Source organism: Helcobacillus massiliensis, assembly GCF_033106145.1.
GTDB lineage: Bacteria > Actinomycetota > Actinomycetes > Actinomycetales > Dermabacteraceae > Helcobacillus > Helcobacillus massiliensis.
Map to the genome: position 1 here is coordinate 423,747 of NZ_CP136959.1, position 22,477 is coordinate 446,223.

16 protein-coding genes and 1 pseudogene are annotated in these 22,477 nt (G+C 67.7%); 7 read left to right on the forward strand and 10 right to left on the reverse strand.

From position 1 onward, the window contains the following. Window positions 1-161: 161 nt before the first annotated feature. Window positions 162-1,085: a sugar-binding transcriptional regulator gene (locus tag R3I40_RS02060; RefSeq protein WP_239375505.1), complete on the reverse strand. Its 924-nt coding sequence runs from the start codon at window positions 1,083-1,085 to the stop codon at window positions 162-164. Window positions 1,086-1,229: 144 nt separating this feature from the next. On the opposite strand from R3I40_RS02060, the gene R3I40_RS02065 reads away from it, so the two are divergent. Beyond that, window positions 1,230-2,708: a sodium:solute symporter gene (locus R3I40_RS02065; RefSeq protein ID WP_285262442.1), complete on the forward strand. Its 1,479-nt coding sequence runs from the start codon at window positions 1,230-1,232 to the stop codon at window positions 2,706-2,708. Here the strand turns inward: R3I40_RS02065 and R3I40_RS02070 are convergent. The 5 genes from R3I40_RS02070 to R3I40_RS02090 form a co-directional block, all read right to left on the reverse strand. Beyond that, entirely contained in the window at window positions 2,673-3,566 is an 894-nt protein-coding gene (locus R3I40_RS02070; RefSeq protein WP_239375502.1) for a hypothetical protein, read from the reverse strand. The genes R3I40_RS02065 and R3I40_RS02070 overlap by 36 nt on opposite strands. A 142-nt stretch (window positions 3,567-3,708) precedes the next feature. Further along, window positions 3,709-4,671 carry a restriction endonuclease gene (locus tag R3I40_RS02075; RefSeq protein ID WP_239375500.1) on the reverse strand — a complete coding sequence of 321 codons (963 nt, stop codon included), beginning with the start codon at window positions 4,669-4,671 and terminating at the stop codon, window positions 3,709-3,711. Between the two features lie 364 nt (window positions 4,672-5,035). Next, a complete protein-coding gene (locus tag R3I40_RS02080) occupies window positions 5,036-6,385 on the reverse strand; it encodes an ABC transporter substrate-binding protein (protein ID WP_396349478.1) in 1,350 nt (449 codons plus the stop codon). A gap of 59 nt (window positions 6,386-6,444) precedes the next feature. Then, window positions 6,445-7,398, reverse strand: a complete 954-nt coding sequence (locus R3I40_RS02085) for a carbohydrate ABC transporter permease (RefSeq protein WP_285262441.1) — start codon at window positions 7,396-7,398, stop codon at window positions 6,445-6,447. Beyond that, window positions 7,395-8,357, reverse strand: a complete 963-nt coding sequence (locus R3I40_RS02090) for a carbohydrate ABC transporter permease (RefSeq protein WP_239375497.1) — start codon at window positions 8,355-8,357, stop codon at window positions 7,395-7,397. The genes R3I40_RS02085 and R3I40_RS02090 overlap by 4 nt, the downstream gene beginning before the upstream one ends. 189 nt (window positions 8,358-8,546) lie before the next feature. Between R3I40_RS02090 and R3I40_RS02095 the strand changes: the two genes are divergently transcribed. After that, complete coding sequence (locus tag R3I40_RS02095) at window positions 8,547-9,383, forward strand: protein phosphatase 2C domain-containing protein (protein WP_285262440.1); 837 nt, start codon at window positions 8,547-8,549, stop codon at window positions 9,381-9,383. 104 nt (window positions 9,384-9,487) lie between these two features. Continuing rightward, the gene (locus R3I40_RS02100) at window positions 9,488-10,630 is read left to right on the forward strand and encodes a GNAT family N-acetyltransferase (RefSeq protein WP_285262439.1); all 1,143 of its coding nucleotides are present in this window, start codon (window positions 9,488-9,490) and stop codon (window positions 10,628-10,630) included. A gap of 23 nt (window positions 10,631-10,653) precedes the next feature. Here R3I40_RS02100 and R3I40_RS02105 read toward each other — a convergent pair whose 3' ends face one another. The 3 genes from R3I40_RS02105 to R3I40_RS02115 form a co-directional block, all read right to left on the reverse strand. Next, complete coding sequence (locus tag R3I40_RS02105; RefSeq protein ID WP_285262438.1) at window positions 10,654-11,454, reverse strand: DUF6199 family natural product biosynthesis protein; 801 nt, start codon at window positions 11,452-11,454, stop codon at window positions 10,654-10,656. Between the two features lie 247 nt (window positions 11,455-11,701). After that, window positions 11,702-12,334: an MBL fold metallo-hydrolase gene (locus R3I40_RS02110; protein WP_239375493.1), complete on the reverse strand. Its 633-nt coding sequence runs from the start codon at window positions 12,332-12,334 to the stop codon at window positions 11,702-11,704. Window positions 12,335-12,360: 26 nt separating this feature from the next. Further along, on the reverse strand, window positions 12,361-13,467 hold the full coding sequence (locus tag R3I40_RS02115; protein WP_183373567.1) for an S-(hydroxymethyl)mycothiol dehydrogenase: 1,107 nt from the start codon (window positions 13,465-13,467) through the stop codon (window positions 12,361-12,363). 82 nt (window positions 13,468-13,549) lie between these two features. Here R3I40_RS02115 and pheS point away from each other — a divergent pair. Continuing rightward, window positions 13,550-14,661, forward strand: a pseudogene (pheS, locus tag R3I40_RS02120) (phenylalanine--tRNA ligase subunit alpha). 2 nt (window positions 14,662-14,663) lie between these two features. Continuing rightward, window positions 14,664-17,294, forward strand: a complete 2,631-nt coding sequence (gene pheT / locus R3I40_RS02125) for a phenylalanine--tRNA ligase subunit beta (protein ID WP_259923525.1) — start codon at window positions 14,664-14,666, stop codon at window positions 17,292-17,294. Between the two features lie 52 nt (window positions 17,295-17,346). Here the strand turns inward: pheT and R3I40_RS02130 are convergent, their stop codons facing one another. Next, the gene (locus R3I40_RS02130; protein ID WP_183375244.1) at window positions 17,347-18,570 is read right to left on the reverse strand and encodes an IS110 family RNA-guided transposase; all 1,224 of its coding nucleotides are present in this window, start codon (window positions 18,568-18,570) and stop codon (window positions 17,347-17,349) included. A gap of 342 nt (window positions 18,571-18,912) precedes the next feature. Here R3I40_RS02130 and R3I40_RS02135 point away from each other — a divergent pair, with 342 nt between their 5' ends. Together R3I40_RS02135 and argC are read left to right on the forward strand one after the other, a co-directional pair. Beyond that, on the forward strand, window positions 18,913-20,970 hold the full coding sequence (locus tag R3I40_RS02135) for a PTS sugar transporter subunit IIABC (RefSeq protein ID WP_285262508.1): 2,058 nt from the start codon (window positions 18,913-18,915) through the stop codon (window positions 20,968-20,970). Window positions 20,971-21,305: 335 nt separating this feature from the next. After that, window positions 21,306-22,382: an N-acetyl-gamma-glutamyl-phosphate reductase gene (argC, locus tag R3I40_RS02140; protein WP_285262507.1), complete on the forward strand. Its 1,077-nt coding sequence runs from the start codon at window positions 21,306-21,308 to the stop codon at window positions 22,380-22,382. Window positions 22,383-22,477: the final 95 nt, after the last annotated feature.

Sequence of the window (22,477 nt, forward strand, 5' to 3'; positions counted from 1 at the left end):
CTGTTGGGGAGTGCGGCTGCGGCGGGGGTCCGTCGTGCTCGTGCCACTCCGTCGTGGGTGAGGGCCACCACGGTAGAGACACGGGCGGCGGTTCCCAACCGCTGGGCGGCACATTTGTGCCGATCGGTCTCGGCGCGGGCTGTCGGTGATGCCCACCGGTGTCAGGTGTCGAGGAGGGTGCGCGCGGTCTCCACGTCGGTCACGAGGTGGGTGGCGTAGCGGCCGAGCAGCGCCGCCCGGGTGATGGCGGCCTGGCTCTGCCCGCCGGCCACGAGGATCCGAGTTTCGATCTGCCGCAGGGCGGGCAGGGTGAGGCCGGAGGTGAGCTGGCTGCGCATGGGGTCGTGGATGGACCCGTCGGCGGTGAGGTCGCGGCCGAGGAGTGAGCCGACGGGTCCCTCTCCACCGGCGGCGCCGTCGCCGTCTCCGGTCTCGCCGGGGCCGTCGACGCCGAGGACGGCGATCCGCACGGCCCGCTGCTCAGCGAGCACGCCCCGAAGCTCCGGCTCCTGCTCGGCGGCGACCTTCGCCTCAAAGCTGGGGTAGATGAGCGGGCCGGGCGGGCAGGTGACCGGGTAGCCGAGCTGCCGTTGCACGTGGGTGAGGACCGATTCGGGCGGGCAGCAGTGCTCGCGTCCCTGCAGGCTGACCGTGGTGACGCCGGTGAGGCCGTGATGCCGGACGGCGCGGGCCGCTGCTTCGGTTTCGGGTGACCACCAGATGCCGAGGCTGTCCCCGGGGCGGACCTCACCGGTGAGGAGGTGTGCGGCGCCGCGGCCGAGGGAGAGGGCGAGGTCGGTGGGGCCGCGGCCGACGGGGACCACGAGCCGAACATCGCTCAGGCCATAGGTCTGGGTCAGGGCGTGGATCAGGGCTGTGTCGGTTTCGCGGGGGTCTGTGATGACCGTGCGGACGAAGCCCTTGTGCCGCGCGGTACTGAGCAGTTTGGACACGGTGGCGCGATTGACGAACAGGCGCTTGGCCACCTGTTCCTGGGTGGCGCCGGCGTAGTACAGCTTCGCGGCATCCAGGGCGAGCAGGTCGCGGCGCGACAGGCCGTGCGGACGCGCGGGGCTGCTGCTCACGGCTGCTCCTTCCTGCTCGGGGTGCCGGGCCCCACAACTCTACGGCGGGGTGTTCAGCGGGCGGCGGCCGCGCTCGCGGTTGCCCCGCGTGGGTGACCTGTGTCTCAATGGAGGATCCCGTGTCGTCTCCGTGAGGATCCCGCTGTGCAGCTGCTCGACATCGCCGTCATCGTTCTGTACCTCCTTGCCACCGCCTGGCTCGGCCTGAAGCTGTCCGGCAAGCAGACGGGTGTGCGCGACTACTTCCTCGGCAGCCGTGACCTGCCGTGGTGGGCTGTGTGCCTGTCTGTGGTGGCGACGGAGACGAGCGCCCTGACGGTCATCGGCATCCCGGTGATGAGCTACCTCGGGAACATCTCCTACCTGCAGCTGGGGCTCGGCTACATCCTCGGGCGCGTCATTGTGGCGTTCCTGCTGCTGCCGCGCTACTACGACGGTGAGATGGTCACCGCCTACGCCTACCTCGGCAAACGGTTCGGTGAGTCCACGCAGGCCACCGCGGGGATCACGTTCATGGTGACCCGTCTGCTGGCCGACGGGGTCCGCGTCCTCGCCGCGGCGATCCCGCTGAAGGTGATCCTCGACGGGCTGGGAGTGCACGCCAGCTACTTCGTGATCATCGTGGTGCTGGCTCTGGTCACGATCCTGTACACGTTCATCGGCGGCATCCGGGCCGTGGTCTGGGTGGATGTGGCGCAGATGCTGCTGTACGTGGTGGGCGGCATCATCGCACTGGTGGTGGTGACGTCGGCGATCGGCGGCTCGTGGCTGACTGACGCGATCGCCGAGGGCAAGACCCAGCTGCTGGTGCTGGAGGGGAGCCCGATCTCCGGTGCGGATTCGCTGATCCCGTCGCTGATCGGCGGCACCGTGTTCGCGATGGCGTCTCACGGCTCGGACCAGCTGGTGGTGCAGCGCCTGCTGGCGTGCTGCACGAAGGCGGAGGCACAGAAGGCGCTGATCGCATCGGGCGTGGTCGTGGTGGTGCAGTTCGCGGTGTTCCTCGCCGTGGGCCTCGCCCTGTGGGGCTACTACCAGCAGAAGTCGCCGGCCGAGCTGGGGCTGACCCGGGATGACGAGATCTTCCCGCACTTCATCATCGAGGGACTGCCGGCGGGGCTGTCGGGTCTGCTGCTGGCAGGAATCCTGGCGGCGGCGATGTCGACTCTGTCGTCGTCCCTGTCGGCGCTGTCGTCCTCGACGGTGACGGATGTGGTGGCCCGGTTCCGGCGGGATCCGCTGACGGAGGAGCAGGGCCTGCGTGTGGGCCGGTGGGCCACGATCGCGTGGGGTGTCGCGTTCATCCTCCCGGCCACGGTGTTCACCTCGGACGAGGGCAGCATCGTGATCCTCGCGCTCGGCATCGCAGGGATTACGTACGGAGGCCTGCTGGGCGCGTTCATCTTCGGGATCGTGAACAAGCGTGCCCGCGCGGCCGGCGCGAACATCGCGTTCGCCGTCGCGGTCGCAGTGAACGCGTTCTTCTTCGTGATGGAGAAGTACGTTGTGGGCGACGTGTGGGTAGCGTGGCAGTGGTACCCGCTGCTGGGCGTGCTCGTCACCTTCGCCGTGGGCGGGCTGCTGTCGCTACGGCGTTCGGCGCCAAGGGCGGCGCGGGGGTGACGACGGGTTCGATGATGCTCTGTCATACACCTTGTCGGCGAGAAGAAAATTGTGGGCGGTTCGCTGCATGGCCCGCTGGTGCGCCATGGTGCCGAGAGCGAAGCGGCGAGCAGCGGAGAGGATCTTCTGATCCTTCAGCAGTCGCTCGAGGTGGTGCGCTGAGTTCACGGTGATCGGGATCGCTGAGTAGGACGCATATTCTGCTGTGCGCGCCCGGCGCAGCCGACGGGGCAGCTCACCGCCGGTGGCGGCGATGTTGAGTGTTGTTTCCAGCCGCCCGGGGGAGCTCCGCCACTCGGTGATGAAGATTCCCTCCACTTTTCCGGTTGTGATGGTCGCGATTCGGCGATAGTCGGGTCGAGACCATGCCATGCAGGTCATCAGCCACCGGTCCGCTTCGAGCAGGCGAGGCTCGGGGACAACGTTTCGGAGATAGATGCTGAGCAACTTGATGACAGTTTCAGCGAATTCCGTTCGTTCCAGTGCAGCGAGCTTCTTCTGGTTGCGGGCGAGCAGAGCATCCGTGCGAAGTGCTGCTCCTGGGCCGAGTGGTGCGTCTGGTGCCCAGGTGGAGTAGGTGCCTTTGATCCATCCGGGCAGGGGGATGGAGAGCGTGTCTTCTCCGATCGATTCGATGATGGAGGGCATGGACATCAGCGCAACGTTGCGCAGAGTATTCCCGGAGGCTTCGTAGTGGGAGATGAGCAGCCGTTCCACCTCGTCGAGGTGGGCTCGGTCAATCGGAGTGAAACGGATCGATTGGATCTGCTGAGGCCATCGCCGTGCATGGTGGGTGTATCGGGTGGCGGCATTGAACGACTGCCCTACGTACATGTCTCCGTTGGTGAAGGTGAGCACGTAGATGCCGCAGGTCGGCAGGTCAGCGGGCCAGCGCGATGCCAACGAGAAGGGGATGCTCGTATCGAATTCGGTCCACTGCAGTCCGGTGACGAGCTCCCTCAGATTCTTCGGGGGGTGCGACATGGGGTGCGCCCTGAGCTCATACTGCTTCGGAGTCGAAGAAGTCTTCGTCGATCCTGAACAGGGTGTATTCGTGCGCTTTCTGGACGGCGACCTCGTAGTCCAGCATGAGGCGGGTGAGCTTGAGCCCGTCGATCAGGATGATGGTGCTGTGGCGGGCCTGCTCGGCGGTTTTCACCGCCTTGGGGAGGAACGTGGAGGTGGTGATGAACACACCTTGGTTAGCGCCTTGTGCCATGAGCGATCCGATGAAGTTGCGCATTTCGACGTCGCCGACCCGGTTGGTGTCGGCGTAGCGCTTCGCTTGGATGTAGATCGATGACAGGCCGAGGGCGTCCTGGCGGATGATGCCGTCGATCCCGCCGTCACCAGACTGACCCATGTGCTGTTTCTCCCCGTGGGCACCGCCGTAACCCATGGCCCAGAGCAGTTCGATGACGGCTTTTTCGAAGAACTCCGGCGATGACTCCTGCAGGCGTTGGCGCAGGATGGTTTCGGTCTGTGCGTTGTACGACCGCTGTGAGGCCGCCATGTGTTCCTCGATACTGGCCTCCGTGGTGGTCTCGGACGAGGGAACAGCAGCGGAGTGCATGCCAGAGGGCTCAGGAGAAGTCGTTTGACGTCGTTCCGCGATCTCCGCCTGGTAGTTCGCCCACTTCGGCCATTCGAGCATGTCCTCTTCGCTGTAGATGGAGAGGTTCCGGCGGTTGACGGACTGTCCGTCTTCGGTGATGCGGTAGTAGCCCCGCTGTGGGCGTTCGAGCAGACCGGCGTATCGGAGACCCGAGCATGCCCAGCCGATGCGGTTGACGTACCGGGGCTGTCCCGATGCGATCGTTTCGGCCCGCGTCTCGGCGTCTAGCCCTCGGAGGTCGGCGACCAGGCGGTGCACGTCGCGGAAAGGGCGAACTTGTCCATCCGCGAGCACTCGAAGAACATCGGGACGGAACTCATCGGTCGTCGGTGTCTTCTCGCTGGTCATCCTTGTCCCCTGATTGAACTGCTGCAGCTGCCGCGTGAACGCGCGGCGGCTCTTGAAGTATAGGTTCAGGCAAGCCCTGTCCTGCCCGGTCCCCGGCGCCAACTTGTTCTGATTGTGGTGCCGGGCCAATAGCCAGCGCAGCGATATGGCTCTTTTCTCTCGGCGAGCCTGCGAGTATGGGCTTTATGACGCAGCAGCCCCGACTAACTCGTTATCCGACTTGTCGGGACGAGTGTGAACCGACGCTCCGTAGCACCCGTCGGCCGCCCACCCGCGGACACAACCCCCGCCCGCACACAGTAGAGCGCCCGGCCCCACCGTGCGGGAGGAACCGGGCGCCCAAACAGCCGTCAGAGCCGAGAGGTCACTTCTTCTTCTCGACCTTCGGCTTGACGTCCTTGTCGTAGATGCCCTGCAGGTTCTTCTGCAGGCCCTCCAGCGACTGTTTCACATCCGCCTTGTCGTTCAGGATCGACGCCACAGCCTTCGCGATCTCCTGATCCGCACCCGGCAGGTACACGCGCGCATAGTCCTGCTTGCGGGTGTGCTCCAGCTGCTTGATCGCCGTCTCGATCTGCGGGGTCTCCTTGATGATCGCGGACATGTCCGAGCTCTTCCGGTTCGGCATGTACCCGGTCGCCGCCGAGAACTGCGCCGTGTTCTCCGGCTCACCCATGAACTTGATGAACTCCGCCGCAGCGAGCTGCTCCTCCGGCTTGATCGCCGCAGGAATGCCCAGGCCGGCGCCGCCCGTCGGGCACACCGGGCCATCAACCGGGCCCGCGGGCAGGAAGCCCACGCCCACATCGAACTTCGCGGCCTCCAGGATGCCCACCAGGGACCCGGTGGAGGCGATCGTCGCCGAACACACCCCACCGGCGAACGAATCCGCCGAATCCGAGGACGCCACCTGCCCCCACTTCTCCTTGTGCACCGAATCCTGCACCCACTGGAACGCCTCCACCGACTTCTGCTCCGTCAGCTTCAGATCCCACTCGTGGGAGTACTCCGCGCCGCGGCCCCACAGCACGTTCTGCAGAGTCCAGCCCGCGTAGCCTGCCAGGTCCGGGTACATGAACGGCGTATCCGCCTCGGTGAGCTTCTTCGACCATTCAGCGAACTCGTCCCACGTCTTCGGGGCGCGGTCCTCTAGGCCGGCGGCCTTGAAGTGGTCACGGTTGTAGTAGAACAGCGGGGTGGAGCGGCCGTACGGCATCGCCCACTGCTTGCCGTCGTACTGGTAGTCCTCCACGAGGGTCTCGCGGTAGTCATCCAGCTGGAAGTCCAGCTTCTTCAGCAGGTTGTCCAGCGGGATGATGTTGCCGTTCATGAAGTAGCGGAACCACCACACGTCGGAGAGCACCACCACGGCGGGCAGGCCCGAGTTCGCCGCCTGCGCCGTCTGGAAGCGCTGCGCGATCTCCTCATAGTTCTGGCCGCCGGTCACCAGGTTGACCTCGATGCCGGTCTTGTCCGTGAAGTCCTTGATCAGCTTCGTCTCGATCTCCTTCGCACCGCCCGGGTGGGTGGACCAGAAGTCGATCTTCTTCGCCGGCTTCACACCCTCGAAGTCCACCTCCTTCGCCTTGTCTTTGGAGGAGTCGCCGCCCACGGTGGGGCCGCCGCAGGCAGCCAAGGCGAACGCGCCGGCGCCGAGGCCGGACAGGGACAGCAGGGTGCGGCGGGAGAGGCCCGTGCGCAGAGGTGAAGTCATCGTCAATCTCTTTCGTTTCAGGGTGATGGGTGAGTGATGGATGGAAGGAAGAGTGAAGGTCAGCCGGTGACGCTGCCCTGGGTGAGGCCGGAGACGATGTAGCGCTGCAGCATCGCGAACACCACCAGGATCGGGATGATGATCAGCACCGCGCCGGCCATGAGGATGCCCCAGCCGGACCCGGTGTTGCCCTCGGAGTTCGCCAGCGCAGTCAGGCCGACGGGCAGGGTCATCATGTGCGAATCCGTGACGATGATCAGCGGCCAGATGTAGTCGTTCCATTCGGTCACGATCGTCACCAGCGCCACCGTCGCGATCGACGGGACCGAGATCGGCACCACCACGCGCCACAGAGACGTCCAATGCCCCGCGCCGTCCAGGGTCGCGGCTTCCAGGATCGACGGCGGGATCGACAGGAACTGCTGGCGCAGCAGGAACGTTCCGAACGCCGTGCCCAGGCCCGGCACGATGATCCCCCAGTAGGTGTTCACCCCGCCCAGCTGCGCGATCAGCACATAGTTCGGCAGGATCGCCACCTGCGGCGGCACCATCAGCGCCACCAGGATCAGCACGAAGATCACCCGCTTGAACGGGAAGCGCACGAACACCAGGGCGTACGCCGTGAAGATCGCCAGCACGATCTTGATGACGGACCCGATCACCGTCACGATCACGGAGTTCAGGAAGAACCGCGGGATCGGCACCGTGTTCATCGCCGTCCGGTAGTTCGCCAGCGACGGATCCTCCGGCCACACCACCAGGTCCTGCGTGACCAGCTCATGCGGCGACTTGAACGAGGAGATGACCATCCACAGCAGCGGCAGCGCCACCACCAGGGTCGCCATCACCAGAGGGAGGTACCCGCCCACCAGGGTGCCCACGAGGTTCTGCTTCGAGAACGGTCCGGTGTTGCGGTGCCGGTAGCGCTGCGGGGAGCGCCCGCCGACGGGGCCCTGCGAGGCACGGTTCCCCGTGGCGCTGCTGGGGGAGTGGGATGCGGTGGCTGTGCTCATGCGTAGTGCACCTTCTTCTCCACGTAGCGGATCTGGATCACGGTGATCAGCAGCAGGAACACGAACAGGATCACGGCGATAGCGGCGGAGTAGCCGGCGCGGGAGTAGCCGCCGAACGCCTGCAGGTACACCTCGAAGATCATCACGTTCGTGCCGCGGCCCGCCGGGGTCATGATGCGGATGATGTCGAACGCCTGCAGCGAGTTCAGGATCGTGGTGATCAGCAGGAAGAACGTGGTGGGGGACAGCAGCGGAAGCGCGACCGACCAGAAGCGCCGCACCGGGCCCGCACCGTCCAGCTCCGCCGCCTGAAGCACCTCCGTGGGCAGGGACTGCAGGCCGCCCAGGTACACGATCGCGCAGTAGCCGAGGTTCTTCCACACGTACACGATGATCACCATCACGAGCGCCCAGTTCGGGTCGTTCACCCACTGCGGACTCGTCAGCGCCACCTGGCGCAGAACCCAGGCCAGGGCACCGAAGTTCGGGTCGAAGATGAACAGCCACACCAGGCCCACACCCACGCCGGACAGCACGTATGGGGCGAAGATCGCCGTGCGCGCCACGGTGCGTCCCGGCAGCCTCCGGTTCATCGCCACGGCGAACAGCAGACCCAGCACCATCGACCCGCCCACCGTGGCAACGGTGAAGATCAGAGTGATGAGCATGGTGCGGCGCCCGCCCTCACTGGTGAAGAACTCCACGTAGTTGCCGAGCCCGATGAATTCCGCGGTGGTGGAGCCGAGCGTCCAGTCCAGCAGCGAATAGTTCAGGTTCGTCAGCAGCGGCCGGTACGTGAACAGTGCGATGAGGATGAGGTTCGGCGCAGCGAATGCGAGGAACACCCAGAAGTCGCGGCGGGACCGGGCGGAGAAGCGCCGGCGGCGGGCAGGGGCGCCCTCAGCGGCCCCGCGCGCGGCGGGCGTCGAAGCCGGGGCGGCCTGATCGGAGACAGACATGGTCGAGAACCTCGGGGACGAAGAGGAAGGGGCTCCCGCTCCGCCCGGGTCGGGCGGTCACGGTCGCAGGGGACTCACCGGTTCGCGGTGACTAGCATCATATATAGCGCTACCGGATCATGGGCTCTGCAGGGGTTGTTCCGGGTGTTGACCAGGCTTCATATAACGTTCATTTTAGGAGTGACGCATATGACACGCTTCTCACCCATCGGACGCCCGTTGCCACTCGTCACTGCTCATGGCGCGAGCATCGCCGGCACCGACCACATCCTTCAGGACACGTGGGGCAGCACCGGGAACTGCGCCTGGGTGATCGACGGCGCCACCCGGCGCACCGACTCCGACAACGACGCCGTCGCCGCATGGGTCGCCGACCTCAGCACCCGCATCCGCGACGAGCTCGAGGCGGCGCCCTTCGCCCCGCTCACCACCGTCCTCGAACGCGCCATCGCCGCCGCGGATCGACCCGGCCCGCCCGACGCCCCGCACCCGTCGGGCACCGCCGCCATCGCTCGGCTCACCGACGATGGCGCGGACGTGCTCGTGCTGTGCGACTCGGGCGTGCTCGTGGGGGAGGAGCTGCTGCGCGATGACCGCCTCGCGAACCTCCGCCGCGACCTCGGCGGCTTCGCCACGATCGACGCTGCGCGCAACGCCGACGGCGGGTTCTGGGTCGCCGGCGGGGAGCCGTCGGCCGCGCACCGCGCCGTCACCCGGCACCTGCCCGGGGTGGACCGGGTGATGCTGATGACCGATGGAGTCGCTGACGAGATCGGCCGCCTCATCCCCACCGCCGCTGACGCCTGGGCGCTGCTCGGCCCCGACTCCTCGTCTGACCCCGACCCCACGCCCGATTCCGACCCCGCGTCCGACTCCGGCCTCGGGCCCCGCTCCGGCCTGGTCTCGATCGCGGCGGCGCTGCGCGAGCTCGCCCCGCGCATCATCGACCGCGACGGCCGCTGTGACGACCTCACCGCCGTCATCCTCGCCCGCCCCTCCCAGACTTCAGCAGCATCCCGCACCTGAACGGCGCTCCATACGTGCGGCATTCTGCTGAAGTATGGAAAGAAGAGGGAGGGGCGGGCTATTTCGATTGCGGCGCCCGTCGGCCCAGGGCGACACTGAACCCCATGAACTCCGACCGCACAGCCGACGCCTTCGCCGCAGCCGCCGCCGTCACCTTCCCGCTGTACCCCGAGGGACCCGTCATCACCCTGCGCCCCGCAGATCTGAAGAGCGATGCCGACGTGGAGCAGATCCTCGACATCGAGATCGCCGACTCCCTCGCCTTCACCGGCGCCGCCGAGAGGCACACCATCGCGCAGCGGCGCGCCCTGCTCCAGTCCAGCCCGATGGCGCACATGCTGCCGGTGGTCGCCGAAATGGAGATGCTCGAGGGCGGCACACAGATTGTGGGCTTCGATACCGTGTTCGCGCCGCGCCTGGACAACACCGACACGATCTTCAGCCACCAGGTCGTGCACCCCGCGATGCGCCGCCAAGGAATCGGCCGCGCCCTCGCCCAGTACGCGCTGGACATCGCTCACGCCACCGGCCGCACGAAGACATCGGTGTTCGCCACCGTTCGTGAAGGCGAGGACATGGACTTGGAAGCGGGTGTGATCCTCGCGCGCCGCGCCGGCCTCAAGCACGTCTCCACCGCCGGAGTGCGCGTCTGCGACCTCCCTATCAGTGAGGACGCCCTCGCCCGCATGCAGGACGCGATCGGGGAGCAGGCCGATGGGTACTCGATCGAGATCGTGCAGGACCCCATCCCCGAGGACCTGCTGGAGGACTGGGGCGCGATGCTCGCCCAGCTCGACATCGACGACCCGGATGAGGACTACGAAGCTGAGGTGCCGACCTACACGCCGGAGCGGATCCGGGCGGCGGAGAAGCGCCGCGCCGACGGCGGCGTCCGTCGGGTCACCGCGATCGCACGGCACATCGAGACGGGCAGCGCCGTCGCCCACACCTATATCGAGTTCTCCGACCACCCGGAGACCACGCTGGCGTGGCAGGAGAACACCCTGGTGATGCCGGAGCATCGCCGGCGGGGGCTTGCTCGCGCGGTGAAGCTCGCCCTGCATCGTGAGCTCGCCACGATCGCTCCGCACCTGACGCGCATCATCACCTACAACTCTCACATCAACGACTCGATGATCCATATCAACGAGCAGCTCGGGTACCGGCGCATCGGCAGCGAATACATTTTCCAGGGACCGGTGCCGGAGCGCTTGGACGGCCCGGCGGGGGACAGTCGCGCGGTCTGACAGTCGCGGCAGCACCCTGAGGGTCAGCGGGCCGTGACGTCCCGGTTCCCGATGGGGTCCTTCAGATCGATCGGGACCACCCCGGTTCTGACCTCGGAGGAAGGGCACGGGTCCCCGGATTCGGCCTGCGGCTCGCCGATGGTCACCACGACCTCGTCGGCGCTCTCCGACACGTGCACCGGCACCCCGACACAGGCGCTCTTAACCGTGTACGGGATGGCGGGGGCCGCCACCGCGAGATCAGTCGAGGCCGGCGGCCCCTCGGTGATGGCCGTCCGCGGGAACCGAAACGTGGTCACCGGAAGGTCCCACAGGTAGGCGGGGTGCTGGGCGTCCGGGTCCACCCTCACCCAGGGGTAGGTCCGGGATGACTCAGCCGGGACTTCGTCCACCGGGATGATGAGCGACGGATCAGCGATCTGCGCCTCATCCGCGTCCAGCTGGAGGTCGTTCTCGATCGTCCCCACTTTCGGGGCGCCCTGTGCCCGCGTGCGTTTCCTCTCTTCCAGGTCGGCGAGCTCCTCCTGTACCTGGCGATCGTGTGCCGCCTTCTCCGCCTCCCGGGCCTGCTCCTTCTGCATGTGTTCGACCGACCATACCCCGCCGGCAATGCTGGCGAGCAGGATGACCACGCCGGTCATGCGATAGAGCTCCACAGCGGCGGGGTTCAGCTTCATCTTCCTGCCCTCGGCGAAGTGCCACGCCTCTTGGTAGTAGAGCGCCGTGCGCGGCGCAATGACCAGGAAGAGACCCACGGCTACGCCGAAGATGCACGCGATCAGCGGGAAGGCGTCAACCGAACTGGAACTGGTGGCTGTGTTCATGCCGTCACAGTATCTACGGGACAGATCGGGCGAAAGGGGCCGAACTCCCCGCACTGCCCATGTCGCTGCCGGCGGCCGGACCCTTGTGATACGGGCACTGGACCTCGAGAACGAACTGGAGCTCGCCGAAGCAGGCCAGCTTATCGCCGCGCCGCCTGACGAAGAGGGCCCGCACTGCATCAGCAGCGCGGGCCCTCATCTCTTCCAGCAGGCAGAGCATCACCGCGGGGCCAAGGGGCCCCGCGCCTCAGTCGTCCTTCAGCCAGCCGTCCTTCCTCGCAGCGTCGACCTCGGCACCGATCGTGGTGGACGGGCCGTGGCCCGTGTTCACCGTCGTCTCGCGCGGCAGCGTGAACAGGCGGCGCTGGATCGTCTCCTCGATCTGCTCCCGGGACGAGAACGACCGGCCGGTCGCCCCGGGACCGCCCTCGAACAGGGTGTCGCCGGAGAACAGCACGTTCTGCGACGGAATGTAGAAGCACACGGAACCGGGGGAGTGGCCCGGGGTGTGGAGGGTGAAGATCTCCGTGTCGTCCAGGGTGAACGTGGAGCCCTCCTGCAGATCCTCATCCCATTCGAGGTCGCCGTGGGTGAGCTTCCAGACCTCTTCGTCGTCCGGGTGCAGCAGCATCGCCGCCTCCAGCTCCTGGGCGAGCTCAGGCGCGAAGCGGACATGGTCATCGTGGGCGTGGGTGAGCAGCAGCGCGAGCACCTCGCGGCCGTCCACGACCTTCTTCACGGCGTCGATGTCGTGCGGGGCGTCGATCACCACGCACTGATCGTCGGTGCCGATCACCCAGATGTTGTTCTCCACCTCATGGGTCTCGCCGTCCAGCGAGAACGTGCCGGCGGCAGTGGAATGGTCGATGCGCAGGGTCATGGCGTGTCTCCTCCTCAGTCCGGGCCTCAGGCCCCATCTCCGTACAGGGCAACAGAGCGCAGCACTTCGCCGCGGCCCATCTTCTCGAACGCCGCTTCGATCGCATCACCGGCGATCGTCTCGGTCACGAACTCATCCAGCGGCAGACGCCCCTGCAGGAACAGGTCCGTCAGGTACGGGAAGTCCCGCTCCGGCAGGCAGTCGCCGTACCAGGAGGACTTCGTGGCGCCGCCGCGGCCGAAGATCTCGATCATGGGCACTTCGAAGGTGTCCGTCGGGTTCGGCACGCCCACCAGGACCACGCGGCCGGCGAGGTCGCGGCCGAAGAACGCCGACTCCAGGGTCTCCGGGCGGGCCACGGCGTCCACCACCACGTCGGCGCCGAAGCCGCCGGTGAGCTCGCGGATCTTCTCAGCCACCTCCTGCGGCTCGAGACCCTTGGTGTTGACGGTGTGGGTGGCGCCGAAGGTCTTCGCCCAGTCGAACTTCCGCTCATCGATGTCGAGCGCGATGATGGTGGTGGCGCCGGCGAGCTTCGCGCCCGCCACGGCAGCGCAGCCCACCCCGCCGAGGCCGATCACGGCAACGGTCTCGCCGCGCTTCACCTCGCCGGTGTTGATGGACGCGCCGATGCCGGCCATCACACCGCAGCCCAGCAGGCCGACGGCTTCCGGGGCGGCATCGGGGTTCACCTTCGTGCACTGCTTCTCATGCACGATGGTCTTCTCCTGGAATGCGCCGATGCCGAGCGCGGCCTCCAGCTTCGTGCCGTCCTCCAGCTCCATCTGCTTTGAGGCGTTGTGGGTGTCGAAGCAGTACTTCGGCTCGCCCTTGCGGCAGGCGCGGCACTGGCCGCAGACGGCGCGCCAGTTCAGCACCACGAAGTCGCCCTTCTCCACATGGGTGACGTCCTCACCGATCTCGGCGACCACGCCCGCGGCCTCATGGCCGAGGAGGAAGGGGAACCCGTCGTGGATGTCGCCCTGACGGTAGGCGAAGTCGGTGTGACAGACCCCGCAGGCCTGCACATCCACGATGACATCGTTCGGGCCGGGGTCCGGCACCACGATGGTGGTCAGTTCGGTGGGCTCCTTCGCAGCTCGGGCGACAACACCGGTCACATTCCAGCTCATGGTGATTCTCCTGTTCTCACGGTGTGCATGGCTCGGTCCTGACCCTATCCGGCCCGTAGGATAAGTGCAGTCACTTCCCACGATGGAGAAAGCGTGTGATTCCGTGAGCCCCACCCAGGAGTTCCCCTCCGAGCAGGAGATCCGAGCGGCTGTGGACGCCGCCCTCGCCGCGATCGGGCAGGCGAGCAGCAGTGCGGAGCTGAAGCAGGTGCGCATCGACCATGTCGGCGACAATGCGCCGCTGTCGATCGCCAACCGCGGCATCCGCGACCTGCCGAAGGAGCAGAAGGCCGCCGCCGGCAAACTGATCGGCGGGTCGAAGGGCCAGGTGCAGAAGGCCCTCGCTGAGCGCCAGCAGCAGATCGCCGCGGAAGAGCTCGAGCAGGCTCTGCGCAGCGAAACGGTGGACGTCACCACCTGGCAGGACCGCCTGCCGCGCGGTGCCCGCCACCCGCTGTCCACCCTGGGGGACCGCATTAGCGATTTCTTCGTCGGGATGGGCTGGGAGATCGCGGAGGGCCCCGAGCTCGAAGCGGAATGGTTCAACTTCGATGCCCTGAACTTCGATGAGGACCACCCGGCGCGCCAGATGCAGGACACGTTCTACGTGGCGCCCGAGGGGTCCGGTCAGGTGCTGCGCACCCACACCTCCCCGGTGCAGGCCCGCACCCTGCTGGAGCGCGGTGTGCCGCTGTACATCGCGTGCCCGGGCCGCGTGTTCCGCACCGACGAGCTGGACGCCACCCACGCGCCCGTGTTCACCCAGGTGGAGGGGCTGGCGATCGACAAGGGCCTGACCATGGCTCACCTGGAGGGGACCCTGAACGAGTTCTCCCGCGCCGTGTTCGGGGGGAGCCGATCACACGCCTGCGCCCCTCCTACTTCCCGTTCACGGAGCCGAGCGCGGAGATCGACTTCCGCTGCTTCTCCTGCGACGCCCGCGCCGGCATCGACCATGACGCCGACCCGGCCTGCCGGGTGTGCGGCGGCACCGGCTGGATCGAGATGGGCGGCTGCGGCATGGTCAACCCGGCTGTGCTGCGCGCCTGCGGGGTGGGCCCGGAGGAGTACCAGGGCTTCGCGTTCGGTCTCGGCATCGAACGCATCCTCATGCTGCGCAGCGCAGTGCCCGACATGCACGACATCGTGGAGGGCGATATCCGCTTCTCCCAGCACTTCGGAACGGAGATCTGAGAATGCCCCGCATCCCCCTGACCTGGCTCGCCGACCATGTGGAGCTGGAGCCCGGTGCCACGGCGGAGAGCGTCGCTGCACGCCTGGTCTCCGTCGGCCTCGAAGAAGAGGAGATCATCCCCGCGCAGGTCACCGGCCCCCTCGTGGTGGGCCGCGTTCTCGACCTCGTGAAGGAGGAGCAGAAGAACGGCAAGACCATCAACTGGGTCCGTGTGGACGTGGGCGATGAGCACAACGAGGAGAAGGACAACCCGAAGGACCCGCAGCCCGGCGAGGAAGTGCCCAGCCGCGGCATCATCTGCGGGGCGCACAACTTCGTGCCCGGGGACCTCGTTGTGGTCTCCCTGCCGGGCACGGTGCTGCCCGGACCGTTCCCGATCGCGGCCCGCAAGACCTACGGGCACATGTCCGACGGCATGATCTGCTCCACCGCGGAGCTCGGCCTCGGCGACGGCATCGGCGACGAGACCAAGGGCATCATCGTGCTCGGCAAGGGCTCCGCCGAAGGCATCGACGCGAAGCCCGGCGATGACGCGATCGCCCTCTTCGGCCTCGGCGAAGAGGTCGTGGACATCAACGTCACGCCCGACCGCGGCTACTGCTTCTCCATGCGCGGTGTCGCCCGCGAATACGGCCACGCCACCGGCGGTGCGTTCACCGACCCGGCGCTCAGCGGCGACGCAGGGAAGGACTCCCGGCCGACGGATGCCGCCGCCACCAGCGGCCCTGACGGCGAGCCGGTGCCCGTTCAGCTGAAGGACGACTCCCCGATCCGCGGCCAGATCGGCTGCACCGCCTACGTGGCGCAGAAGGTGACGGGGATCGACCCGTCGGCCCCGAGCCCGCGCTGGTTGCAGCAGCGGCTCATCCTCGCCGGTATGCGCCCCATCTCGCTGATCGTCGATGTCGCGAACTACGTGATGTTGGACCTCGGCCAGCCGCTGCACACCTTCGATGCGGACAAGCTCACCGGTGGGATCACGGTGCGCCGTGCCCGCACGGGCGAAACGCTCACCACCCTCGATGACCAGGAGCGCACCCTGTTCGAGGAGGATCTGGTCATCGCCGATGACTCCGGCGTGATCGCACTCGCCGGCGTCATGGGCGGCGCCTCCACCGAGGCGGGGGAGTCCACGACCAGCGTGCTGCTGGAGGGCGCGTCGTTCTCTTCGATCAGCGTGGCCCGCACGGCCCGCCGCCACCGCCTGCCCTCGGAGGCGTCCAAGCGGTTCGAGCGGGGCGTGGACCCGGCGCTGCCGCAGATCGCGGTGCAGAAGGCCGCCGAGATGCTCGTGGAGTTCGGCGGCGGCACCATCGAACCCCCGTGCACCCATGTCCGCACCGAGGAGCAGCCCGCCCTCGCCCCGATCGAGCTTCCGCTCGGGTTCGCCGAGCGGCTCGTGGGCGTCCAGTACTCCCGTGAGGACGTGGTGGGCCGCCTGGAGCAGATCGGCTGCACAGTGGTCACCTCCTCCACCCCAGCCGAGGGCGGCGAAGAGATCCTGACGGTGCAGCCGCCCAGCTGGCGACCCGACCTCACGATCCGCGAAGCGCTCGTGGAGGAGATCGCCCGCCTCGTCGGCTACGACCAGATCCCGTCGGTGCTGCCGAAGGCTCCCGGTGGCCGAGGCCTCACCCGCCTGCAGCGCGGACGCCGCGCCGTCCTCACGGCGCTCGCGGAGTCGGGCCTCACCGAGGTGCTGACAGTGCCGTTCACGAGTGAGCAGGTGCTGGATGACCTCCAGGTGCCCGCTGATGATGAGCGCCGCTCAACGGTGCGCCTTCTCAACCCGCTGCAGGACGATCAGCCGCTGATGCGCTCCAGCATCCTCGCGACCCTGCTGCCCGCGGCGCAGCTGAACATCGCGCGCGGTGAGGACGCGGTCGCGCTCACAGAAGCGGGCACCGTGTTCTTCCGCGGCTCCGGTCAGGTGCCGGTTCCGTCGGCCGAGACGCGGCCGACGGATGCTGAACTGGCAGCGATCGATGCTGCCCTCGCGCCGCAGACACGCCGCCTTGCCGGTGTCCTCGCCGGTGCTGTGGCGCCGGAGGGCGTGGCGGGGAAGGCCCGCTCCTGGGACTGGGCGGATGCGATCAGTGCGGTGAAGCGCGCCGCGGACGCCGCCGGTGCACAGGTCGAGGTGGTCCAGGGCGAGATCGCCCCGTTCCACCCGGGCCGCACCGCCGAGATCCGCACCGCAGAGGGCGACCTGCTCGGCCACGCCGGTGAGCTGCACCCGAGCGTCATCAAGGCGTTCAAGCTGCCGGCGGGGGCGTCGGCGTTCGAGATCGACCTGGATGCGCTGATCGAATCGGCCCCCTCCGTTGTGGATGCGGTGCCGGTGTCCACGCTGCCGATCGCGAAGGAGGACTTCGCGTTCGTCGTGGACCAGAACGTGCCGGCATCCGCGGTCCGCGCCGCCATGCTGGTGGGCCTCGGCGATGCCGCGGAGTCCGTGCGGCTGTTCGATGAGTACCGCGGAGACCAGGTCGCCGAGGGGAAGAAGTCGCTGGCGTTCGCGGTGCGTCTGCGTCCGCTGGAGTCCACGCTGAACACGAAGCAGATCGCTCAGCTGCGCCAGCAGGCGATCGATGCTGTGGCTACGGCCATGGGAGGCGAGCTGCGCGCCTGACGCGCTGACGAGCCCGCGAGGACCGGGTGGGGGGGTGTCCCTATGTTTCGAGTCAAGCCGCGAGAGCGGTCGGCTCGGGGGTAGGGGCGGTTGTCGGTGGCTGGTAGTAGGTGCCGTCGCGGAGCATGGCGTAGATGACGTTGCAGCGGCGGCGGGCTAGGCAGATCACGGCGGCGTTGTGCCGTTTGCCTTCGGCGCGTTTGCGATCGTAGTAGGCCTTGGAGATGGGGTCGTGGTTGGAGGCGACCCAGGCGGAGTAGAACAGGGCGTTCTTCAGGCGTTTGTTCCCTGACCGGGCGGGGAACTCTCCGCGGATCGAGGTGCCTGATCTGCGGGTGACCGGCGCGATCCCGGCATAGGCCGCGAGGTGGCTGGCGGACTCAAACGCGGAGCCATCACCGATCGCGAGGAGGATCTGGGCGGCGGTCTTGATGCCGATCCCCGGCATGCTCATCAAGACCGAGGCGAGAGGGAAGTCCTCCAGCATGCCCTCCACTTCGTGGGCCACGGTCGCGCGCTGTTCTTTCAGCTCTTTAACCTGGCCAGCGACTCGGGGGATCACCAGCTCAACCGCTGCGGTGGCGGGCACGATGACGGTCTGCTCGCTAAGGGCTGTGAAGATCTGCTCGACCAGCGTCTCGGGGTCGCGGCGTGAATGCGCGCGGGCGAACCGCAGCACCTTCCCTCGGCCGGCACTTCGGAGGCCGGTGGGTCCGCCAAACTTCTCCAGCAGGTCCAGCACGAGCCCAGTGGAAAGCTTCCCGCCTGCGAAGACGCGCTCGAGCGCGGGGTGGATCTGGGTGAGCAGGGACCGGATCCGGTTCAGCGCCCTTGTGGTCTCGTGAGCGAGGTCCTCATCGAACCCGGCCAGAACCTTCAGCGCGGAGAGGACCTCGCTGTCGCGATCGACCTGCCGGAGGGTGTGAGGCATGGTGCGGGCCGTGTCGGCGATGATGAAAGCATCCCGCGCATCAGTCTTTGACCTGCCCGGATACAGATCCGCGGCCTTCCGCATCGCCAATCCGGGAAGGTAGGCGACTGTGCAGCCGGTATCCCGGGCCACCGCGATCGGCAACGCTCCGATGGTGTTCGGCTGGTCGACGACCAGCAGCACTTCGCCGTGGTTCTGCAGCTGGGTGAACAGCTCGCGAAGTTTGGTCTCGTCCTGCGGGAGGGGCTTGTCGAACAGCTTGTTCCCCTCCGGGTCGAGTGCGCACGCGTGGTGAGCTGTCTTTCCGACGTCCAGGCCGATCACGACCGCGAACCCTGTGTTCATGACGCTGTCCTCCGCATCACTGCTGGCCGCAGTCTCGACACCCGATGCCGGCACCCACGTTACGAAGAGACCTCAGACAGAGCTGGGCCGTGTCCCTATCAGCGGTCAACGCGTGTCTCTCGACCGGGCGGCAACACCCCCCGGACCATCAATGGCAGGGCAACAAAGCCATACCCGGCCGAGCGACCAGACCCCGTCCATCGGGGTGCTCACAAGGTAACGGGGCTCCCCGCCCGGTCCTTCGTGCATCCGGGGCATACCATAGTGGCGTCGTCCCTCTTCCCACTCTCCGGGCGCTGCTTCGACGACGAGCGCGCGTCCGGAAGCGAAGGATTCCTCCTCATGAAGTTCCTGCAACGGCTCGGCCGGTCGCTCATGCTTCCGGTCGCCGTGCTCCCCATCGCCGCGGTCCTCTCCGGCTTCGGCTACTGGGTGGGCGCGGAGTCCCTGGTCGGCACATTCCTCGCTGCCGCCGGCGGCGCCCTCCTCGACAACATCGCCCTGCTGTTCGCCGTGGGTGTCGCCATCGGCATGTCCACGAGGTCCGACGGCACGTCCGCCCTCGCCGGCCTCGTCTCGTGGTTGACGGTCACCACACTGCTCTCGCCTGAGACCATGGCGAAGTTCCAGGGCATTGAGGTCGATGCTGTCAACCCGGCGTTTGCGAACGTGAAGAACGTCTTCATCGGCATCATCTGCGGCCTCATCGGCGCGTGGGCGTACGACCGCTTCAAGGACGTGAAGCTGCCGGACTACTTCGCGTTCTTCTCGGGCAAGCGCTCGGTCGCCATCATCTCCGCGCTGGTGTCGATCGCGTTCGCGCTGGTCATGATGGTGCTGTGGCCGCTGCTGTTCAGCGCCCTGGTGCACTTCGGTGAGTTCATCGCCACGCTCGGTCCCGTCGGCGCCGGCATCTACGGCTTCCTGAACCGCCTGCTGATCCCGTTCGGTCTGCACCATGCTCTGAACGCCGTGTTCTGGTTCGACGGCTTCGGCATCGCCGACCTCAACAACTTCCTCGCCGGTGAGGGCACCTACGGTGTGACCGGGCAGTACATGACCGGCTTCTTCCCGATCATGATGTTCGGCCTGCCGGGTGCGGCACTGGCGATGTACGTGACGGCTGACAATGACCGCAAGAAGCGCACCGCCGGCATCCTGCTGTCCGCGGCGTTCGCGTCGTTCCTCGTGGGTGTGACGGAGCCGCTGGAGTTCCTGTTCATGTTCCTCGCGCCGGGCCTGTTCGTGGTGCACGCCCTGTTCATGGGCCTGTCGCTGGCGATCACGACCCTGCTGCCGGTGCGCTCCGGCTTCGGGTTCTCCGCCGGGTTCATCGACCTGCTGGTGCAGTGGGCGAACCCGATGGCGCAGAACCCGTGGATGGTGTTCCCGCTGGGCCTGTTCTGGTTCGCCGTGTACTTCGTGACGTTCCGCTGGATCATCCTGAAGTGGAACCTCCGCACCCCGGGCCGCGGCCCGGTGGAGGAGGACGAGGACCTCGCCGGTGTCGCTGCCGGTGGTCTCGCCCCGGCCGGTGCGGCGGTCTCCGCTGCTGCCCTCGGCTCCCACGCTGCTGGCGGCGATACCGCCACTGGTGGGCCGACGGGTGCAGGTACGGACAAGTACCTCGTCACTGCCGATCGGTTCATCACCGCCCTCGGCGGCGCGGACAACATTGAGGAGATCGAGAACTGCGCAACGCGGCTGCGCATGCAGCTCGGCGATGTGTCCCTTGCTGACGAGAAGGCGCTCAAGCGCGCCGGCGCTGCCGGTGTGATGAAGACCGGTGGCCACAGCTACCAGGTCATCTACGGCCTCAACGTGCAGTTCGTGAAGGACGCGATGGAGGACATCATGGAGGGTGTCCGCCAGGCTCCGTCCGCATCATCCGCATCGTCCGACCCGGCTCCCGCAGCCGACACTGCCGACGCCGCCTCCGCGGGCGCCGCTGGTGACGACCCGGCCCTCGCCGCCGGTGCCGCCGCTCCTGCTGAGCAGATCGTGCGTCTGCGTCAGCCGGTGGCCGGTGCGGTGATCCCGCTGGACCAGGTCGAGGACCAGACCTTCGCGTCCGGCATGCTCGGCGTGGGCGCTGCGATCGACCCGACCGAGGACACCGTGGTGGCGCCCGCCGCCGGCACGGCCGTGCAGGTCATGGACACCGGTCACGCTGTGGCGATGACGCTGAACGACGGCACGGAGCTGCTGATCCACATCGGTCTGGACACCGTGAAGATGGGCGGCAACGGCTTCGAAGTGCTCGCGGCCGCGGGTGACCAGGTGCGCGCGGGCGACCCGCTGGTGCGGTTCGACCGCCGGGCCGTCGAGGCCGCCGGCTACTCGGCCATCACCCCGGTGGTGCTGCTGGGTCGCGAGACCGGCACCATCGAGTTCGTCTGACCGGCTGAATCGTCGGTACGGCCTTCGGGCCGGAGCTCCAGGGCCGGGCAGGGGCACAGTCCCCGCCCGGCCCTTTCGCATGTCCGGTTCCGTCGGCCCCGATGCGTACCCCAGTGCCGTGCTCCCCGCGCCCCCGCGCCCCCGCGCTTCCTGCCCCTCGCGAGCAGGGGTGTATGGCGGCAGGCCGATGCCGCATAAGCCATGGGGTGTCGCCATACGCCGATGCTCGTGCAGCAACGGAGGCGGGGCCTGGTGAGGTCGGCCGACGGGTCCCGGGGAGTGAGACGCACTGACTCCGGTTGCATACCCACCCGCTCGCCCGTATAGTTTTGCGCATGGTTGAGAAAGCATTGACCGCGGCCGTCGCCGGAGCCTCCGGATATGCGGGCGGAGAGATCGTCCGCCTGCTCCAGCAGCACCCGCGCCTGAACGCTGTCATCCTCACCGCGCACTCCAACGCGGGAGAGAAGGTCGCCGGCCACTTCCCGCACCTCGACCTCGATCCGGAGATGACGTTCGTCGACACCACGGTGGAGAACCTCATCGGGCATGACGTGGTCATCTTGGGCCTCCCGCACGGCCAGTCCGGCCCCATCGCCTCCCAGGTGCGCGAGCAGTCCCCAGACACCCTGGTGGTGGACCTCGGCGCCGACTTCCGCCTCGCCGATCCCGCTGCCTGGGAGGAGTTCTACGGCTCGCACCACGCCGGCACCTGGACCTACGGCATGCCCGAACTGCTGCGCGCCACCGGCACCGGCCAGCGCGACCTGCTCGGCGAGACACGCGAAATCGCGGTGCCCGGCTGCAACGCCTCAGCCGTCACCTTCGCGCTGATGCCGCTGGTCGCCCGCGGCCTCATCGACCCGACCACCCTCGGCGCGGTGCTCGCCGTCGGCTACTCCGGCGCCGGACGCTCACCGAAGCCGCACCTGCTGCTGTCCGAAGCCGCGGCCGGCGCCGTGCCGTACAGCGCCGGCGGCCAGCACCGGCACATCCCGGAGATCATCCAGAACCTCGCCGCCGCCAGCGGCGAGGAGGCCGACGGATTCCGCCTCACCTTCACCCCGGTCCTCGTGCCGATGTCCCGCGGCATCCAGGCTGTGGTGACCGCGAAGCTCGCTGATTCGCAGACCCCGTCGGCCGCGATCACCCGGGCCTTCCACGACGCCTACGCCGATGAGCCGTTCATCCGCCTCCTCGGCGAGGGCGCGTTTCCGAACACGGCGAGCGCAGCCGGTGCGAACAGTGTCCTGCTCGGCTGGGACGTCGATGAGAAGTCCGGCACCGTCACCGTGATGGCGGCCCTCGACAACCTCGTCAAGGGCACCGCGGGCGCCGCGATCCAGTCGATCAATCTGGCGCTCGGTCTGCCGGAGGGCACCGGGCTCAGCGGCGACGGGCTGCGACCGTAGCCGGAGCGCGTCGGCGCACCTCGTCGGTGCCGCCCACGCCCTCCGGCCGACCCAGCAGTCACCCGCCCGCCCCGCAGACCCTCCAGACCGTCACG

Bases quoted from the DNA above. Each gene is read 5' to 3' on its own strand.
- R3I40_RS02110 (WP_239375493.1), bottom strand. From the start codon at position 12,334: ATGACCCTGCGCATCGACCATTCCACTGCCGCCGGCACGTTCTCGCTG.
- R3I40_RS02095 (WP_285262440.1), top strand. From the start codon at position 8,547: ATGACACGCTTCTCACCCATCGGACGCCCGTTGCCACTCGTCACTGCT.
- R3I40_RS02080 (WP_396349478.1), bottom strand. From the start codon at position 6,385: ATGACTTCACCTCTGCGCACGGGCCTCTCCCGCCGCACCCTGCTGTCC.
- argC (WP_285262507.1), top strand. From the start codon at position 21,306: ATGGTTGAGAAAGCATTGACCGCGGCCGTCGCCGGAGCCTCCGGATAT.
- R3I40_RS02090 (WP_239375497.1), bottom strand. From the start codon at position 8,357: ATGTCTGTCTCCGATCAGGCCGCCCCGGCTTCGACGCCCGCCGCGCGC.
- pheT (WP_259923525.1), top strand. From the start codon at position 14,664: ATGCCCCGCATCCCCCTGACCTGGCTCGCCGACCATGTGGAGCTGGAG.
- R3I40_RS02130 (WP_183375244.1), bottom strand. From the start codon at position 18,570: ATGAACACAGGGTTCGCGGTCGTGATCGGCCTGGACGTCGGAAAGACA.
- R3I40_RS02085 (WP_285262441.1), bottom strand. From the start codon at position 7,398: ATGAGCACAGCCACCGCATCCCACTCCCCCAGCAGCGCCACGGGGAAC.
- R3I40_RS02105 (WP_285262438.1), bottom strand. From the start codon at position 11,454: ATGAACACAGCCACCAGTTCCAGTTCGGTTGACGCCTTCCCGCTGATC.
- R3I40_RS02135 (WP_285262508.1), top strand. From the start codon at position 18,913: ATGAAGTTCCTGCAACGGCTCGGCCGGTCGCTCATGCTTCCGGTCGCC.
- R3I40_RS02115 (WP_183373567.1), bottom strand. From the start codon at position 13,467: ATGAGCTGGAATGTGACCGGTGTTGTCGCCCGAGCTGCGAAGGAGCCC.
- R3I40_RS02100 (WP_285262439.1), top strand. From the start codon at position 9,488: ATGAACTCCGACCGCACAGCCGACGCCTTCGCCGCAGCCGCCGCCGTC.
- R3I40_RS02075 (WP_239375500.1), bottom strand. From the start codon at position 4,671: ATGACCAGCGAGAAGACACCGACGACCGATGAGTTCCGTCCCGATGTT.